Source organism: Actinopolymorpha singaporensis (assembly GCF_900104745.1).
GTDB classification, from domain to species: Bacteria; Actinomycetota; Actinomycetes; order Propionibacteriales; family Actinopolymorphaceae; genus Actinopolymorpha; species Actinopolymorpha singaporensis.
The window spans coordinates 4,915,553-4,931,808 of record NZ_LT629732.1 but is presented as its reverse complement, the minus strand read 5'-3'; the positions used below and the strand labels follow the sequence as shown (position 1 = coordinate 4,931,808).

The window sequence follows — 16,256 nt, the reverse complement described above, 5'->3', positions numbered from 1 at the left end:
CCGACCGGCCGCTGCGAATGCTCGGCCCGCCCAGAGTCTTCTTCGCTCGCCAGTCTTCCGGGTTCGGTACGGCGCCAATCGGCCCGGCTCTGGTTCGTGCGGCTCTGGTTGGCGCGCTCTGGTTGGCCCTGCGCCGGAGGGGTTCGGCCGTGGGTCATGGGGAACAACCGCCGGAACGCTCGCGCAGACGATCATCACGAACTCGACGCCGAACACCAACACGAGGCTCGACGCGGCGCGCGAAGGGGGCGCCGTCCCTCTTCGACCGGAACAACGGGACGCTCGAGATGGTTGCTTAGGGCAGCTAATAGGCATATAGTTGCCCGGGGCAACGATGGGGGTGAACATGGATGTGACCCGCACCCAGCTCGAGGAACTCATCCGAGCGATCCAGGACGTCGTACTCATTCGCAAGGACATCTCCCGGCTGGCGGCGAGCACACGCTGTCATTTCGGGGCGCTCGGCGTCCTGTCCGCCCTGGCGGCGTCCGGTGACGCGAGAGTCAGCCAACTGGCCGAGGCGTTGATGGTCGACGTGTCGGTCGCCAGCAGGCAGCTCGCCCAGTTGGAGGCGCACGGATACGTCGGCCGCAGGGCAGATCCCGCCGACGGCAGAGCACACCTCGTGTTCGTCACCGATGAAGGCCGGCGGGAGCTCGAGTCCGTTCGCTCGGGCGTGGTCGACCGTTTCGAGTCCGCACTGCACGAGTGGCAGGGCGAGGACGTCGCCGCCCTGACCGCACACCTGCACCGACTGCGGGCCGACCTCGGCCTCACCCGGCCGGAAGCTCAACCCGACGACGGCCATCCGGACCGCCCCGAACCGCGGAGCAGATCCAGGGCCCGTGCCGACCAGGCATCCGGCCAGGCATCAGACACGGACACCGAAGTCCGCGTCGGCCCTGCCCACCCGAACCACCAGCGGCACCGCACAGGAGTTGAAGCTCTCTCATGACGACCCAGACCGCTCCGGCAACTGCTCCGGCAGCCCCCGCGTCCGAGGGAATGACGCACCGGCAGGTTCTGGAGGCGTTGTCCGGCCTCCTACTCGGCATGCTCGTCACGATCCTGTCCTCGACCGTGGTGTCCACGGCGCTGCCGCGCATCGTCAGTGAGCTCGGCGGCAGCCAGTCCGCGTTCACCTGGGTCGTCACCGCTTCCCTGCTGGCGATGACGATCAGTACGCCGATCTGGGGCAAGCTCGCGGACCTGTTCAGCCGCAAGCTTCTGGTGCAGATCGCGCTGATCGTGTTCGTCGTCGGTTCCGCGCTGGCCGGCCTGTCGCAGAACGTCGGCGAGCTGATCGGCCTGCGGGTCCTGCAGGGCCTCGGTGCCGGTGGCCTGACCGCCCTGTCGCAGGTCATCCTGGCCGACATCATCAGCCCCCGCGACCGCGGCCGCTACATGGGCTTCCTCGGTGCGACCATGGCCGTGGGCACCGTCGCGGGACCGCTCCTCGGCGGTGTCCTCACCGACTCCCCGCTTGGCTGGCGTTCGACGTTCTACGTCGGTGTGCCGTTCGCCGTGATCGCCCTCGCGGTACTGCAGAAGACGCTGCACCTGCCGCGCATCCGCCGAAAGGTGAGCATCGACTACGTGGGTGCGGTCCTGCTCAGTGCCGGCGTGGCGACGCTGCTGATCTGGGTGACGCTGGCCGGCAACCAGTTCGGCTGGGCCTCGACGACCACCGCGGTCATGGTGATCGGCGCCGTCGTTCTCCTGATCCTCGCGATCGTGGCCGAGCACCGGGCGAAGGAACCCATCCTGCCGCTGTGGCTCTTCCGTAACCGCACGTTCGTGTTCGCCGTCATCGCCAGCGTCGCGGTCGGCGTGACGATGTTCGGCACGTCGGTGTTCCTCAGCCAGTACATGCAGATCGCCCGGGGCAAGTCGCCCACGGTCGCCGGTCTGATCAGCATCCCGATGGCGGTCGGCAGCCTCGTCGCCGGCACCGTGATCGGGCAGATCATCACCCGTACCGGCCGGTGGAAGCGCTGGATGGTGCTGGGCGGCGTCCTGCTGATCGCGGGCTCGGTCGCGATGGGCACGATCGACTACCACACCAGCTTCTCCCGGATCGGCGTCTCGCTGCTGCTCCTCGGTCTCGGCGTCGGCATGGTGATGCAGAACCTCGTCCTGGCAGTGCAGAACACCATCTCCATCAGGGAGATGGGCGCGGCCAGTGCCGGGGTGGCGTTCTTCCGGAGCATGGGCGGCGCGATCGGCGTCGCCGCGCTCGGTGCCGTGCTCGAGAACCACGTGCGGACCGACATCGCCGCCGGCCTGGCGCGGCTCGGTATCAAGGCCGCTCCCGGAGGCGGAGCCGTGCCGGAGGTGGCGAAGCTGCCCCCGCCGGTGCGTGAGCTGGTGGAGAAGGCGTACGGCCAGGGTGTCGCCGACATCTTCATGGTCGCCGCGCCGATCGCGGCGATCGCGCTGATCGCGATCCTGTGCATCAAGGAGATACCGCTCGGCACGAAGAGCGGCATCCAGCAGACGCTGGAGGCCGAGCGGCTCGCGCAGGGGGCCGACGGTGCGCAGGGCATGGAGGGTGGGCAGGCCGACGGCTCCGACCAGGTGCCCGTGCCGGTGTCGGCGGACGAGCGACTGGAGCCTGTCGGCATCCGGAACGGCAACGGCCACCCGGCTCCCGTTGGCTCCCGGCTCGCGGCCGATGCCGCCGATCTCGCCGGCATGGACGCCGACGGCGCGGGCGGCAAGAGCATCTCCGGTCGGGACCTGGACTCCCTCGTCGGCGTGGCCGCCCCGGGCGGTCCGGACGGTCCGGGCCTGGGATGGCAGGCCAACGGGTCCCACCGGCTGGAGAACGGCCGGCCCGAGAACGGCCGCCACGGTTCGTCCGGACGGCCCGGCGCCTTCCCACCCGCTCACCTGGCCCGTTCGCCCGAGGGGGCCGTTGGGGACGGCGGCGACGAGGCCCCCGGCGGCGACAACGGCTTCGGTGGCGGTGCCGGCGGCTTAGGCGACGGTGGTTCCGGCGACGGTGGTTCCGGCGACGGTGACTTCGGCGCTCTCGCAGGCCGTCCGGCCGGACCTTCTGCGGCGGTCGTGGGTGTCGTCCGTCGCTCGGACGGAACCCCCGTCCCCAACGCGGCCCTGACACTGATCAACCTCGGCGGCCACCAGGTCGGGCGTACCGCCAGCGGTTCCGACGGCCGGTACCAGCTCCCCGCCGACCCGGGCGGAACGTACGTCCTGATCGCGTCCGCACCGGCCAGCGACCCGCGCGCCTCCACCGTCTCGGTCGGCGAGACGCCGGTCACCGTCGACGTCGAACTCGCCGGTGTCAGCGGCCTCGTCGGCGAGGTGCGCTCGGCCGACTCCGGGCTTCCCGTCGCCGAGGCCGTCGTGGTGCTGGCCGACGCCCGCGGTGAAGTGGTTGCCTCCCGTGTCGCCGGCGCCGACGGCGGTTTCCGGTTCGACGACGTGGGCGCCGCGGCGTACACGCTGGCGGTGCGGGCCGAGGGGTTCCAGCCGGCGGCGTTGCCGGTCAGCGTGGCCGAGCTCGGCGAGACCCGGCGCGACGTGGAACTCCTCGCCAAGGCCGCCCTGCGAGGGACCGCCCGCGACCGGTACGGCCGGCCACTGCGCGACGCACGGGTCACGCTGATCGACGCGAACGGCGACGTCGTACGCACCGTCTTCACCGACGACGACGGCGGTTACGCTCTCGACGACCTCGCGGCCGGCGACTACACCGTCGTGGCCACCGGCTACCCGGCGGTGACCAGCTCGGTGCGGCTCGGCGGCGGCGACGTCAGCGCGCACGACGTCGAACTCGGTCACCCGGAGGTGTGAGGAGCCGCATGCGAACGCAACCGGAGGACCGCTCCGTGCTCACTGCGGACCTGCGTACGCCCGACGGCTGGCCGGTGCCCCACGGCGTCGTCACGGTGACCGACCTGCGCGGCCAGCAGGTGGCCCGGGCCGAGGCCGACGACGAGGGCGCCGTCGTCACCCGCCCGCTGCCGACCGGGACCTACACCGCGATCGTCACCGCGCCCGGCCACACCCCGGCCGCACGGACCGTCGTCGTCGGCGGTAGCGGCGCCACGCTCGGGGTGGTCACGCTGCCGCGGGCGGGCGGCATGCCGCTGCCGGCGGAGGGGCCCTGGGTGATCGACCCGGACCACTCCAGTGTCGAGGCGACCGCTCGGCACCTGGGCTTCTCCAGCGTCAAGGGGCGGTTCACCCGGTTCGGCGGCCGGATGTACATCGCCCGGCCGATCGAGGAGTCCCGCGTCCACGCCGTCATCACCGCCGACAGCATCGAGACCGGCAACAAGATGCGCGACGACCACCTTCGTACCGCCGACTTCCTGGACGTCGCTCGCTATCCGACGATCGAGTTCCGCAGCGAGCGGCTGTCCGCGACCGGCGAGAACCGCTGGACGATGGACGGCGGGCTGACCATCAACGCGATCAACCGGCCGGTGAGCCTGGACCTGCGCTACCTCGGCGCGGGCCCGGACACGTTCGGCGGGGTGCGGGCCGGGTTCTGGGCCACCACCGAGCTGAAGCGGGACGACTTCGCGATCAGCTACAACCAGCTGGTACGAGCCGGCGTCGCGGCGGTCGGCGCGACGATCCGGGTGGAGCTGAACATCCAGGCCGTGCAGGGCGAGGAACTCCCGTCGTTCTGACCGGCTCGGGACGGCCGGTCCGCGCGTCCGCAACCGGACGCGCTGACCGGCCGACGCACCCCTCACGACCTGCCGCTGCCGGCGGTCTTCCCGATAGCGTCGTCGCGTCGGTCCCGACTCGCTCCTGACGGGCTCGCCTTCAGGGGAGGACGGGACGACTCGACGACGAACATCTGCGGAAAGGCATGGCGTGAGCGGTAATTCGGGTCTCGTGAGTGGCCTCGGCGATCTGGCGCACCTGTCCGGTGCGGTCACCCGGTCGATCAGTGCGGAGAACCCCACCGGTGAGAAGGGGCGCGGCGGCGCTGCGACCGAAGGTACGGGTGCCAGGGCGGCCCGCGACCTCGGCCTGGGCTGGAAGGTCTCGCCCTCGATCCGGATCGGGGCGGGGGAGACGGCGTCCCTCGCAGAGATCGACGGCCCCGGTGCGATCCAGCACATCTGGCTCACCACGCACGTGTCCAACTGGCGCCGCCTGCTGCTGCGCTTCTACTGGGACGACGACACTCGCCCGGCGGTCGAGGTGCCGGTGGGGGACTTCTTCGGCCAGGGGTGGGGGAAGTTCGCCCAGCTGAGTTCGATGCCGGTGGCGGTCAACCCCAACGGCGGCTTCAACTCGTACTGGACGATGCCGTTCCTGAACAACGCGCGGGTCACCCTGGAGAACCTCGCCGACGAGGACGTGATCGTCTACTACCAGGTGGACTACACGCTCACCGAACTCGGCGCACAGGGCGACCAGGTGGCGTACTTCCACTCCCAGTGGCGGCGGAGCAACCCGCTGCCCAGCAAGGACGTGCACACCATCCTGGACGGCGTGACCGGTGCGGGCCACTACGTCGGCACGTATCTCGCCTGGGGCGTCAACAGCGTCGGCTGGTGGGGTGAGGGCGAGCTGAAGTTCTTCCTGGACGGGGACGAGGAGTTCCCGACGATCTGCGGCACCGGCACCGAGGACTACTTCGGCGGGGCGTGGAACTTCGACGTGCCGGGGCAGGGCTACACGGCGTTCTCGACACCGTTCCTCGGCCTGCACCAGATCATCGCGCCGGACGGGCTGTACCAGAGCCAGCAGCGGTTCGGTATGTACCGCTGGCACGTCCTCGACCCGATCCGGTTCGCCTCCGACCTGAAGGTGACGGTCCAGGCGCTGGGCTGGCGTTCGGGCGGGCGGTACCTCCCGCTGCAGGACGACATCGCCTCCACGGCGTTCTGGTACTCCGGTGAGACGTCGCACTCGGGCCCTGCGACCCCCGACCTTGACACCCTCGAAATCTGCTGACCCCTCGTCTCGATGCGCGGCCGGCCGGAGCTCACCGGCCAGTTTGTCGATAGCCCCGTAAGTCTCCACACTTGGCTGCTCGGCCTTTTCATCCACAGCCGGCATCCGCGGCAGGGCTGGCGCAGGCCGGTTCGTGGGACTCTCGGCCATGCCCACCCCGCTTCCCCCGTCTTTGCGGGCAACGGTCGAAGCTCAGGCCGGTGCGGTACTCCTGGACCAGGTGATCGCTGCGGGCCTGACCCGAGAGCGCGTGCGAGCACGTGTGCTTTCGGGCCGTTGGTTTCGGCGTTACCCACGGGTGTACGTCACCTACGACGGTCCGACGCAGCGGTCGACCCAGCAATGGGCGGCCGTGCTCTTTGCCGGACTCGAAGCAGTACTGAGTCATCGCTCGGCAGCTGAACTCTGGGGGCTTCTGGACGCCCTCGATCCGGACGAACCGATAGACGTCACGGTCCCGAGCGGTCGTCGGGTGATCCAGCAGCGCGGGCTGCGTGTGCATCGTTCCCGGCGGATCCTCGCGCTCCGACATCCCTCGCGGATGCCTCCGCGGACTCGTGTGGAGGAGACGATACTCGACCTGGCATCCGGCGCCGATCGCCTTGCCGACGTCGTGTGTCTGGTGACCTGCGCCTGCCAACGCCGGCGTACGACGCCGGCGCGACTTCTCGCCGCGCTCGCAGGTCGCCCGACCCTTCGATGGCGCGCTCAGTTGCGGGCCCTGCTCTCAGACGTCGAGGAGGGTGCCCAGTCACCACTGGAAGTGGCCTACCTGCGGTCCGTGGAGCGCCCGCACCGTCTGCCGCGGAGCGTTCGGCAGACCAGTCGCCGAACTGCTGCGGGCCGACAGTGGTCCGACGTGTGCTACGAGAAGTACCTCCTCCTGGTGGAGCTCGACGGACGGCTCGGGCACGTGGAGGAGGGGGCGTTTCGGGATCGCCGACGGGACAACGGTGCCGCCGAGGACGGCACTGGACATTGAGGTACGGCTGGGCGGAGACGTTGGCACAACCATGCGAGGTCGCAGCTCAGGTGGCTCGGGTGCTCCGTCGACGCGGCTGGCCCGGAACTCCCGCTCCGTGCGCGTTCTGCGGTCCTTCCCGAGCGAAGTGTGGAGACTTACGGGGGCTATGACCCCCGTAAGTCTCCACACTTCGCTGGATTGCACTGAATGGTCCGCGGCAGGACGAGACTCAGGCGCGGCGGCGGGTGCGGGCGTCGTCCTCCTCGGCCCGGGCCGCGGCGGCGGCGGAGGACGCGGCCGCCAGCGCGGCGGTGAAGTCCTCCGTCTCCTGCAGGTGCTCGTCCATCAGCGCCCCGGCCGACCGCCGAGCCTTCCGGCGTACGGCGCTCATGATCTTGGCGTGGTAGTCGATCGCGCGTTCGGCGAGTTCGGCGTTCTCCTCGACCGTGCGCCGGCGTACCGAGCGCAGCGCGCCGTCGACGGAGTGGAACAACGTCAGCGCGAACGCGTTCCCGGCCGCCCGCAGCAGCGCGTCGTGGAAGTCGACGTCGGCGGAGCTGAAGGTGTCGAGGTCCTGCGCCGCCCAGGCCTCGCGCATGGTGGCCACGGCGGCCTCCATCCGGTCCAGATCCTCGTCGGTACGCCGGACCGCGGCGAGCTCGGCGATCCCGCGCTCGACGATCCGGCGCAGCTCGGTGAGCTCGTGCGCGAGCTCGTACCCCGATTCCAGCAGCGCCCGCGCGTTGAGCACCGTGCTGTCGAACGGCGCCCAGGTGTCGGGCTGGTTCACGAACGTCCCGCGCCCCTGCTGGACCCGCAGCACGCCCCGCTGACGGAGGTCCTTGATCGCCTCGCGCAACGTCAGCCGGCTGACGCCGGCGCGTTCGGCGAGGACGGGCTCGGGTGGGAGCCGGCTGTCGGGTGGGTAGACACCGGCGACGATCTCGTCCAGCAGGCGTTCGGCCAACTGGTCGGCGAGTCCGGAGCGGCTGACGCCGGCGAGCGCGCCCTCAGCGCCCCCCGCGTGTCCGGCGCCCCGAACACCCCGAGCGCTCCGGGCGCTCCGAGCAACCCGAGCGTCTCCCGCGGCGCCGTCGCCGCCTGGTCCGCGCCCGTCGCGGCCGGTCGTGATGCGGGCCGGCTTCCTCGGTCGTGGTTTCCGGTCGGTCATGTCCGCCGTGCCTCCCAGGGTGCCCGCCAAGGTGACCACCATCGGACAGGCTGGTGGGTCGACTGCGGGGCCAACCCTATGGCACCCGCCTGACCGCGCCCCCTGAACACGCCCTACGAGGGTCCGCCGCCGCTGCGGAGCGAGTACGATTCGCGACATTGAAACATCAGATGACTTGGAAGGTGACACAAGTGACGCCAGTGCCGCCAGTGACGCCCGCCACCGACCAGCCCGCGCTCGCTGAGGCCACGCTGCGGCTGCACGAGACCGACAACGTCGTGATCGCGATGGGCGACCTCGCCCCCGGAAGCTACGCGCTGCCCACCGGCGGGACCCTGCAGGTCACCGACGCCGTCCCCCGCGGCCACAAGCTCGCCGTGGCACCGGTCGCCCAGGGCGAGCCGGTCCGCAAGTACGGCCAGGTCATCGGGTTCGCCAGCGAGCCGATCACGCCCGGGCAGCACGTGCACACGCACAACACGGCGTTCCAGATGTTCGAGCGGGAGTACGACTTCGGCGTCGACGCCCGGCCCACCGAGTACGTACCCGAGAACGCCCTGGCGACCTTCCAGGGCATCGTCCGCCCCGACGGCCGGGTGGCGACCCGCAACTACATCGGCATCCTCACCACGGTCAACTGCTCGGCCACCGCGGCCAAGCTGATCGCCGAGCGCTTCAAGTACGACGTCCTCGACGACTTCCCGAACGTCGACGGCGTGGTCTCCCTCACCCACAGCACCGGGTGCGGCATGGCCGGCCCGGGCAGCGAGGGCTTCGAGGTTCTCCGGCGTACCCTCACCGGCTACGCCAACCACCCGAACTTCGCCGGCTTCCTCGTCCTCGGCCTCGGCTGCGAGGTCAACCAGGTCGCCTCGCTGGTCGAGCACTGGAACATCCCCGAGCACAAGATCACCGTGCCGATGACGATCCAGGAGCTCGGCGGCACTCGCAAGACCGTGGCCGAGGGCATCGCCCGGATCAGGGAGATGCTGCCCGAGGTGAACGCCGTCACCCGGCAGACCGTGCCCGCCAGCGAGCTGATCCTGGCGATGGAGTGCGGTGGTTCCGACGGCTACTCCGGCATCACCGCCAACCCCGCGCTCGGCGCCGCCGCCGACCTGCTGGTGGCCCACGGCGGCACCGCGGTCTTCGGGGAGACACCGGAGATCTACGGTGCCGAGCACCTGCTGGCCCGGCGCGCCGTCAGCACCGAGGTGGGGGAGAAGCTGATCCGCCGGATCCACTGGTGGGAGGACTACACCGCCAAGCACTCCGGCTCGATGGACAACAACCCCTCGCCGGGCAACAAGGCGGGCGGGCTCACCACGATTCTGGAGAAGTCCCTCGGCGCAGCGGCCAAGGGCGGGACCACCAACCTGGCCGACGTCGTGGAGTTCGCCGAGCAGATCACCGCGAAGGGCCTGGTCTTCATGGACACGCCCGGCTACGACCCGGTGAACGCGACCGGCATGGTCGCGGGCGGCGCGCAGGTGCTGTGCTTCACCACCGGCCGCGGGTCGGCGTTCGGGTGCAAGCCCACGCCGTCGCTGAAGCTCGCCACCAACTCCGACGTCTACCAGCGGATGACCGACGACATGGACGTCAACTGCGGCGTCATCGCCGACGGGGAGGCGTCCGTCGCGGAGGTCGGCCGGCAGATCTTCGATCGGGTGCTGGCCACCGCCTCGGGCGAGAAGACCAAGAGCGAGGAGCTCGGCTACGGCGACGAGGAGTTCGTGCCGTGGCAGCTCGGCGCGGTGATGTGAGCAGGTACGCCGAAGCCGACGCCTGCCGATCCAGGCCACGATCTCCAGCCCATGTCCAGGCCACGATCCAGGCCACGATCCAGGGAGGACACGCCGTGAGCGACGCCACCAGCCCGACCGGACTCGGGCCCTTCGAACGCGTACGCGAACTCAGTCCGCAGGCACCGCTGCCGCGGTTGATCCCGGTCCGCCAGCACTACGACGTGCCGGCGGAGCCGGACGTGGCCGCCGCGACGGCCCGGGAGCTGGAAGCGCTGCGGTCGCGGATCCGGCCCGGGATGAGCGTCGCAGTCACGGCCGGCAGCCGGGGCATCCACGACCTGGCGACGGTGGTCCGGGCGGCGTGCGACTGGCTGCGCGCGGCCGGGGCCGAGCCGTTCGTAGTACCGGCGATGGGTTCCCACGGCGGGGCCACCGCGGAGGGGCAGGTCGCCGTCCTCGCGTCGTACGGCGTGACCGAGGAGACCATGGGCGTCCCGATCCGGGCGACCATGGACACCGTCGAACTCGGCCGGGTGCCCGACGGGCCGATGGTCCACCTGGACGCCAACGCCGCCCAGGCCGACGGGATCCTGCTGGTCAACCGGATCAAGCCGCACACCGACTTCCACGGCGAGATCGAGTCCGGCCTGGGCAAGATCGCCGCGATCGGCCTGGGCAAGCAGCGCGGCGCGGAGGGCATCCACATCTACGGCTCGACCGGACTGGCCCGCTGGATTCCCGCGGTGGGCCGGCACATCGTCGAGACCGGCCGCGTCCTCGGCGGCATCGGCATCGTCGAGAACGCCCACGAACGGACCGCCCGGATCGCCTTCGTCGAGCCCGACGGCATCGCCGGCCCGGCCGAGACCGCACTGCTCGCCGAGGCCGGCCGGCTGCTCGGCCGGCTGCCCTTCGACGAACTGGACGTCCTGGTCGTCGACGAGCTCGGCAAGGACAAGTCCGGGTCCGGCATGGACACCAACGTCATCGGCCGGATGTGGATCGCGGGCGTCGACGAACCCGACCGTCCCCGGGTCACCAACATCACCGTGCACGGGATCAGCAAGGCGTCGTACGGGAACGCGGTCGGCGTGGGGCTGGCCGACTTCGTGCCGTTCCGGGTGCTGGAGGACATCGACCTGCACGCGCTCTACGTGAACGCGATGACGTCCGGCATCGGTGGTGTGCGCCGGGCGAAGCTGCCGATCGCGTTGCCCACCGACGAGGCCACGGTGGCCGCGGCGATCCTGATGTGCGGCCGGCCCGACCCGGAGAACGTCCGGCTGGTCCGGGTGCACGACACCCTGGACACCGTTCACCTCCTGGTCGCGGAGAGCCTGCGCGCCGAGGTGGAGGCGCAGTCGCAGCTGGAGATCGTCGGGGAGCCGGTGCCTTTCGACTGTACGCCGGACGGTGCGCTGCCGGCCTGGCCGCCGCTGGAGGCATGACGCACCGGGCGTTCCGAAATATCCGGTGCTGCTGAACCACCCGGGTCCTTCCCGCGTGTCGTGGGAGAACATCGCTCAGTACGACGCTCCAGCGACTCGCCGCACCGACGGAGGACACCGTGGACACACCCGAGCGCCGCGACAAGGCACCGATGACCCGCCGGCACGCCCTGGGCGGGGTGGCCGCAGCGGCCGCCGCGTTCCCCCTGCTCGCCGCGTGCGGTGGCGACACGTCCGGCACCGGCGGCGGCGACTCCGCCGGCGGTAACAGCGACGACAAGGCGCCGGACACGGCGAAGAAGACGCCGAAGGGAGACGACACCAGGACGCCTGCCGACGACGACGCGGCCAAGGGCGGCGGCGGTGGCGACTCCCTCGCCTCGACCAGCCAGATCCCGGTGAAGGGCGGCAAGATCTTCGCCGCGCAGAAGGTCGTGGTGACCCAGCCGCAGCAGGGGACGTTCAAGGCGTTCTCCGCGACCTGCACCCACCGGGGCTGCACGGTCGGCGACGTGACCGGCGACACCATCAGGTGCCGCTGCCACGGCAGTGCCTTCAGCGCGCTGGACGGTTCGGTCAAGCAGGGGCCTGCGACCAGGCCGCTGCCGCCGGTGAAGATCGAGGTCGAGGGCAGCTCGATCAAGCTCGGCTGACCGACCTCGCCGCCGGCCTAGGCCGAGGACCGGCGGAGGGCGGAGGGGCGGAGTAGCGGGCGGCGACCGGGCAGGTCGATTCGGGTCGTTTACCCGATCCGGTACGGCAGGCACCGGGGCGGCCCGGCGACCGTTTGGGGGTGCCGTCGCCTAGGCTCGGAAAAGTGGCAGATCCCGCGACCTATCGACCCACACCCGGCTCGGTTCCCGACCAGCCGGGCGTCTACCGGTTCCTCGACCCGCGGGGCCGGGTGATCTATGTCGGCAAGGCCAAGAGCCTGCGGTCCCGGCTCGGGTCGTACTTCCAGGATCTCGCCGCACTCCATCCGCGCACGCAGGCGATGGTGCAGACCGCCGGCAAGGTCGAGTGGACGGTGGTCAACACCGAGGTCGAGGCGCTGCAGCTGGAGTACTCCTGGATCAAGGAGTTCGACCCGCGGTTCAACGTCAAGTACCGCGACGACAAGAGCTACCCCTGGCTGGCGGTCACGCTGGACGAGGAGTACCCGCGGCTGCAGGTGATGCGCGGCAGCAAGCGCAAGGGAGTGCGCTACTTCGGGCCGTACTCCCATGCCTGGGCGATCCGGGAGACGCTCGACCTGCTGCTGCGGGTGTTCCCGGCGCGCACCTGCTCCAAGGGCGTGTTCAACCGCGCCGGCCAGATCGGGCGACCCTGCCTGCTCGGCTACATCGGCAAGTGCTCCGCGCCCTGCGTCGGCCGGGTCACCGCGGAGGAGCACCGGCAGATCGTGGAGGACTTCTGCGACTTCATGGCCGGGCACGCCGCGCCCTACATCCGCCGGGTCGAACGCGAGATGCGCCAGGCCTCCTCCGATCTGGAGTTCGAACGCGCCGCCAAGCTGCGCGACGACCTCAAGGCGCTCGAACGCGCGCTGGAGAAGAACACCGTGGTGCTGGCCGACGGCACCGACGCCGACGTGGTGGCCCTGGCCGAGGACCAGCTCGAGGTTGCCGTCCAGGTCTTCCACGTCCGCGGCGGCCGGATCCGCGGCCAGCGCGGCTGGGTCGCCGACAAGACCGACGACGCCGAGACCGGCGAGCTGGTGGAGCGGCTGCTCATCCAGCTGTACGGCGGGGAGGGCGGGGAGTCCGTGCCCCGCGAGGTCCTGGTGCCCGCACTTCCCGCCGACGACGCGGCACTGGGCGACTGGCTGGCCGAACGCCGGGGCGCCCGGGTCGACCTGCGGGTCCCCCAGCGCGGTGACAAGAAGGCGCTGATGGAGACCGTGGCCCGCAACGCCCACCAGGCGCTCGGGCTGCACAAGACCAAGCGGGCCAGCGACCTGACCACCCGCAGCCGCGCGCTGCAGGAGATCCAGGACGCGCTCGGCCTGCCCGAGGCGCCGCTGCGGATCGAGTGCTACGACGTGTCCAACCTGCAGGGCTCGGACGTCGTGGCGTCGATGGTGGTGTTCGAGGACGGCCTGCCCCGCAAGAGCGACTACCGCCGCTTCACGGTGCGGGCCCGCGGTCGTGGCGACGGCTCCAACGACGTCGCCTCCATCCACGAGGTCATCACCCGGCGGTTCCAGCGCTACCTCGACGAGCACGCCGAGTCCGGTGACGTCGGTGCTGCCTCGCCCGCCGACGCCGAGGACGCGTCCGGTGAGGCGGGAGCGTCCAACGGCACCGGTGGCGCCGGCGGCAGCACCGCCGGACGGTCGAACGGCGCAGCCACCGGTGTGCCGGTCGGCATCGACCCGGAGACCGGCCGGCAGCGCAGGTTCTCCTACGCACCCGGCCTCCTGGTCGTCGACGGCGGCCCGCCGCAGGTCGCCGCGGCCGCCCGGGCGATGGACGAACTGGGCATCGACGACGTACCCGTCTGCGGCCTGGCCAAGCGGCTCGAGGAGGTGTGGCTGCCCGGGCAGGAGGATCCGGTCATCCTGCCGCGTACCAGCGAGGGCCTCTACCTCCTCCAGCGCGTCCGCGACGAGGCGCACCGGTTCGCGATCACGTTCCACCGCCAGCGGCGGTCGAAGTCGATGGTGGAGAGCCTGCTGGACGACGTACCCGGGCTCGGTGCGACCCGGCGCAAGGCGCTGTTGCGCAGGTTCGGGTCGCTCAAGCGGCTGCGGGCCGCGACGGCGGAGGAGGTCGCCGAGGTGCCCGGCATCGGCATGCGTACGGCCGAGTCGGTGGTGGCGGCCCTGCACCAGCCCGAGCGGGCAGGCGGGCGGCCGGCCGTCAACACCGCGACCGGTGAGATCCTCGACGACGCACCCGAGCCGGCGTCCGCCCGGCCGGTCGAGCAGCCCGAGCAGCCCGAGCCGCTCGATCAGCGCCGGCTGTCCGGCGAGGCCGGGCAGGAAGATCAGGCGGCACGCACCGACCCGACGTCGGCGGAAGCCGCCGACGACGCGATGATGCGAGATCTCGCACCTACCAGGGGAGCAACCGATGACGATAGACCCTCCTGAGCTGGTCCTCGTCTCCGGCATGTCCGGAGCCGGGCGCAGCGCGGCCGCGCACGTCCTGGAGGACCTCGGATGGTTCGTCGTCGACAACCTCCCGCCCGAGCTCCTGCCCACGATCGTCAAGCTGGTCGGCGGCGGCGACCGGTCCGTCTCCCGGATCGCGGTGGTGGTCGACGTCCGCTCCGGCTCGTTCTTCGCCGCCCTGCAGGGTGCGCTGGAGGCGTTGCGGTCCCGTGACGTACGCCCGATGTTGTTGTTCCTGGAGGCCGGCGACGAGGTGCTGGTCCGCCGGTACGAAAGCGTGCGCCGGCCGCACCCGCTGCAGGGTGACGGCCGGGTCCTGGACGGCATCGCCCGCGAACGCGAGGCACTGCGCGAGCTGCGCGCCGACGCCGACCTGGTCATCGACACCTCGAATCTCAACGTCCACCAGCTCGCGGCCAAGATCGTCAACGCGTTCGGCGGCGCGGACGACCAGGCGCTGCAGGCCACGATCGTGTCGTTCGGCTACAAGTACGGCATCCCGGTCGATGCCGACCTCGTGGTCGACTGCCGCTTCCTGCCCAACCCGCACTGGCAGCCGGAGCTGCGGCCGCGGACGGGTTTGGACGCGGAGGTTCGGGAGTACGTCCTGAAGCAGGAGGACGCGTTGCCGTTCCTCGACCAGTACGAAGGGCTGGTGACCCTGCTGGCGCGGGGATATCTGCGCGAGGGGAAACGGTTCGCGACGATCGCGGTCGGATGCACCGGCGGCAAACACCGGAGTGTGGCGATGGCGGAAGAACTCGGCGCAAGGCTGCGGGAGCGTGGCATCGGCAATCTCGTCCTGCACCGCGACCTGGGGCGCGAATGAGTTCGCCCCAGGGGACGGTGCAGACGCCGGGCGCCGGGCCGAAGGTCGTCGCTCTCGGCGGCGGGCACGGCCTGTCCGCCTCCCTGTCGGCGCTGCGCCAGGTCACCGACCAGCTCACCGCGGTGGTGACGGTCGCCGACGACGGCGGCTCCTCCGGCCGCCTGCGTTCGGAGTTCGGGGTGCTTCCGCCCGGTGACCTGCGGCAGGCGCTGGCCGCCCTGTGTGGCGACGACGAGTGGGGACGTACGTGGGCCGAGGTGCTGCAGCACCGGTTCGCCAGCGACGGCGAGCTGTCCGGGCACGCGGTCGGCAACCTGCTCATCGTGGCGTTGTGGGAACGCCTGGCCCAGCGCTCGTCCGGAGCCGCGCCCGAGACGTCGGGCGTGGACGCGATTGCGGACCGCCATGTCGCGGGCCTGGACTGGGTGGCCCGGCTGCTCGGTGCCCGCGGTCGGGTGCTGCCGATGTGCGCCGTCCCGTTGCGGATCACCGCCCAGGTCGAGGGCCTCGATCCGGAGAATCCCGCCCTGGTGCGGACGGTGCGCGGTCAGTCGGAGGTGGCGAGTACGCCGGGCCGGGTCCGAAGCGTCGCGCTGGAGCCACCCGACCCGCCGGCCTGTCCGGAAGCGGTAGCGGCCGTTCGCGACGCCGACGGGGTGGTGCTCGGTCCGGGCTCGTGGTTCACCAGCGTCCTCGTCCACCTGCTGGTGCCGGAGCTGGCGACCGCGTTGCACGAGACGAAGGCCCGCCGCATCCTCACCCTCAACCTTGCCCCGCAGGCGGGGGAGACGCGCGGTTTCTCGCCCGAGCGGCACCTGGAGGTGCTTGCCGCGCACGCTCCTGACCTGCGCGTGGACGTCGTGGTTGCCGACGACGCGTTCGTCGCCGACCACCCGGCGCTGGTCGACGCGGCCACCCGGCTCGGCGCCGAACTCGTGATGGCCGACGTAGCCTGGACCGACGGTTCGCCGAAGCATGATCCGCAGCGGCTCGCCCGCGTGTATGCCAAAGTGTTATCGTCGTGACTCTGGGTAG

General features: G+C 71.1%; 11 protein-coding genes. 10 read left to right on the top strand and 1 reads right to left on the bottom strand.

All coding sequences use genetic code 11. The annotated features are described in order from the left end of the window. Positions 1-346 precede the first annotated feature (346 nt). From BLU27_RS22200 to BLU27_RS22185, 4 genes are all read left to right on the top strand, one after another. Positions 347-955 carry a MarR family winged helix-turn-helix transcriptional regulator gene (locus BLU27_RS22200; RefSeq protein WP_172805012.1) on the top strand — a complete coding sequence of 203 codons (609 nt, stop codon included), beginning with the start codon at positions 347-349 and terminating at the stop codon, positions 953-955. Then, a complete protein-coding gene (locus tag BLU27_RS22195) occupies positions 952-3,819 on the top strand; it encodes an MFS transporter (RefSeq protein ID WP_157728752.1) in 2,868 nt (955 codons plus the stop codon). Before BLU27_RS22200 ends, BLU27_RS22195 begins: the two co-directional genes overlap by 4 nt. 8 nt (positions 3,820-3,827) lie before the next feature. Beyond that, complete coding sequence (locus BLU27_RS22190; protein ID WP_092655606.1) at positions 3,828-4,664, top strand: YceI family protein; 837 nt, start codon at positions 3,828-3,830, stop codon at positions 4,662-4,664. A 190-nt stretch (positions 4,665-4,854) separates the two neighbouring features. Then, a complete protein-coding gene (locus BLU27_RS22185; RefSeq protein WP_092655605.1) occupies positions 4,855-5,946 on the top strand; it encodes a glycoside hydrolase family 172 protein in 1,092 nt (363 codons plus the stop codon). Positions 5,947-7,139: 1,193 nt separating this feature from the next. Here BLU27_RS22185 and BLU27_RS22175 read toward each other — a convergent pair. Further along, entirely contained in the window at positions 7,140-8,081 is a 942-nt protein-coding gene (locus tag BLU27_RS22175; protein ID WP_157728751.1) for a FadR/GntR family transcriptional regulator, read from the bottom strand. A 191-nt stretch (positions 8,082-8,272) separates the two neighbouring features. Between BLU27_RS22175 and BLU27_RS22170 the strand changes: the two genes are divergently transcribed. The 6 genes from BLU27_RS22170 to BLU27_RS22145 all read left to right on the top strand — a co-directional run bounded on the left by BLU27_RS22170 (position 8,273) and on the right by BLU27_RS22145 (position 16,246). Then, the gene (locus tag BLU27_RS22170) at positions 8,273-9,847 is read left to right on the top strand and encodes a UxaA family hydrolase (protein ID WP_241827571.1); all 1,575 of its coding nucleotides are present in this window, start codon (positions 8,273-8,275) and stop codon (positions 9,845-9,847) included. Between the two features lie 95 nt (positions 9,848-9,942). Further along, entirely contained in the window at positions 9,943-11,277 is a 1,335-nt protein-coding gene (locus tag BLU27_RS22165; protein WP_092655602.1) for a nickel pincer cofactor-dependent isomerase, group 22, read from the top strand. Between the two features lie 119 nt (positions 11,278-11,396). Further along, positions 11,397-11,930 (top strand): Rieske (2Fe-2S) protein, encoded by a 534-nt coding sequence (locus BLU27_RS22160; protein WP_241827570.1) that lies wholly within the window; start codon positions 11,397-11,399, stop codon positions 11,928-11,930. A gap of 164 nt (positions 11,931-12,094) precedes the next feature. Beyond that, entirely contained in the window at positions 12,095-14,371 is a 2,277-nt protein-coding gene (uvrC, locus tag BLU27_RS22155; RefSeq protein ID WP_092655601.1) for an excinuclease ABC subunit UvrC, read from the top strand. Further along, complete coding sequence (rapZ, locus tag BLU27_RS22150) at positions 14,352-15,221, top strand: RNase adapter RapZ (protein WP_092655600.1); 870 nt, start codon at positions 14,352-14,354, stop codon at positions 15,219-15,221. Before uvrC ends, rapZ begins: the two co-directional genes overlap by 20 nt. Then, positions 15,218-16,246 (top strand): gluconeogenesis factor YvcK family protein, encoded by a 1,029-nt coding sequence (locus BLU27_RS22145; RefSeq protein WP_092655599.1) that lies wholly within the window; start codon positions 15,218-15,220, stop codon positions 16,244-16,246. The genes rapZ and BLU27_RS22145 overlap by 4 nt, the downstream gene beginning before the upstream one ends. The last annotated feature ends 10 nt before the right edge of the window (positions 16,247-16,256 follow it).

Coding starts and splice junctions, on each gene's coding strand:
- BLU27_RS22190 (WP_092655606.1), top strand. CDS start 3,828: ATGCGAACGCAACCGGAGGACCGCTCCGTGCTCACTGCGGACCTGCGT.
- BLU27_RS22175 (WP_157728751.1), bottom strand. CDS start 8,081: ATGACCGACCGGAAACCACGACCGAGGAAGCCGGCCCGCATCACGACC.
- BLU27_RS22200 (WP_172805012.1), top strand. CDS start 347: ATGGATGTGACCCGCACCCAGCTCGAGGAACTCATCCGAGCGATCCAG.
- BLU27_RS22195 (WP_157728752.1), top strand. CDS start 952: ATGACGACCCAGACCGCTCCGGCAACTGCTCCGGCAGCCCCCGCGTCC.
- rapZ (WP_092655600.1), top strand. CDS start 14,352: ATGACGATAGACCCTCCTGAGCTGGTCCTCGTCTCCGGCATGTCCGGA.
- BLU27_RS22145 (WP_092655599.1), top strand. CDS start 15,218: ATGAGTTCGCCCCAGGGGACGGTGCAGACGCCGGGCGCCGGGCCGAAG.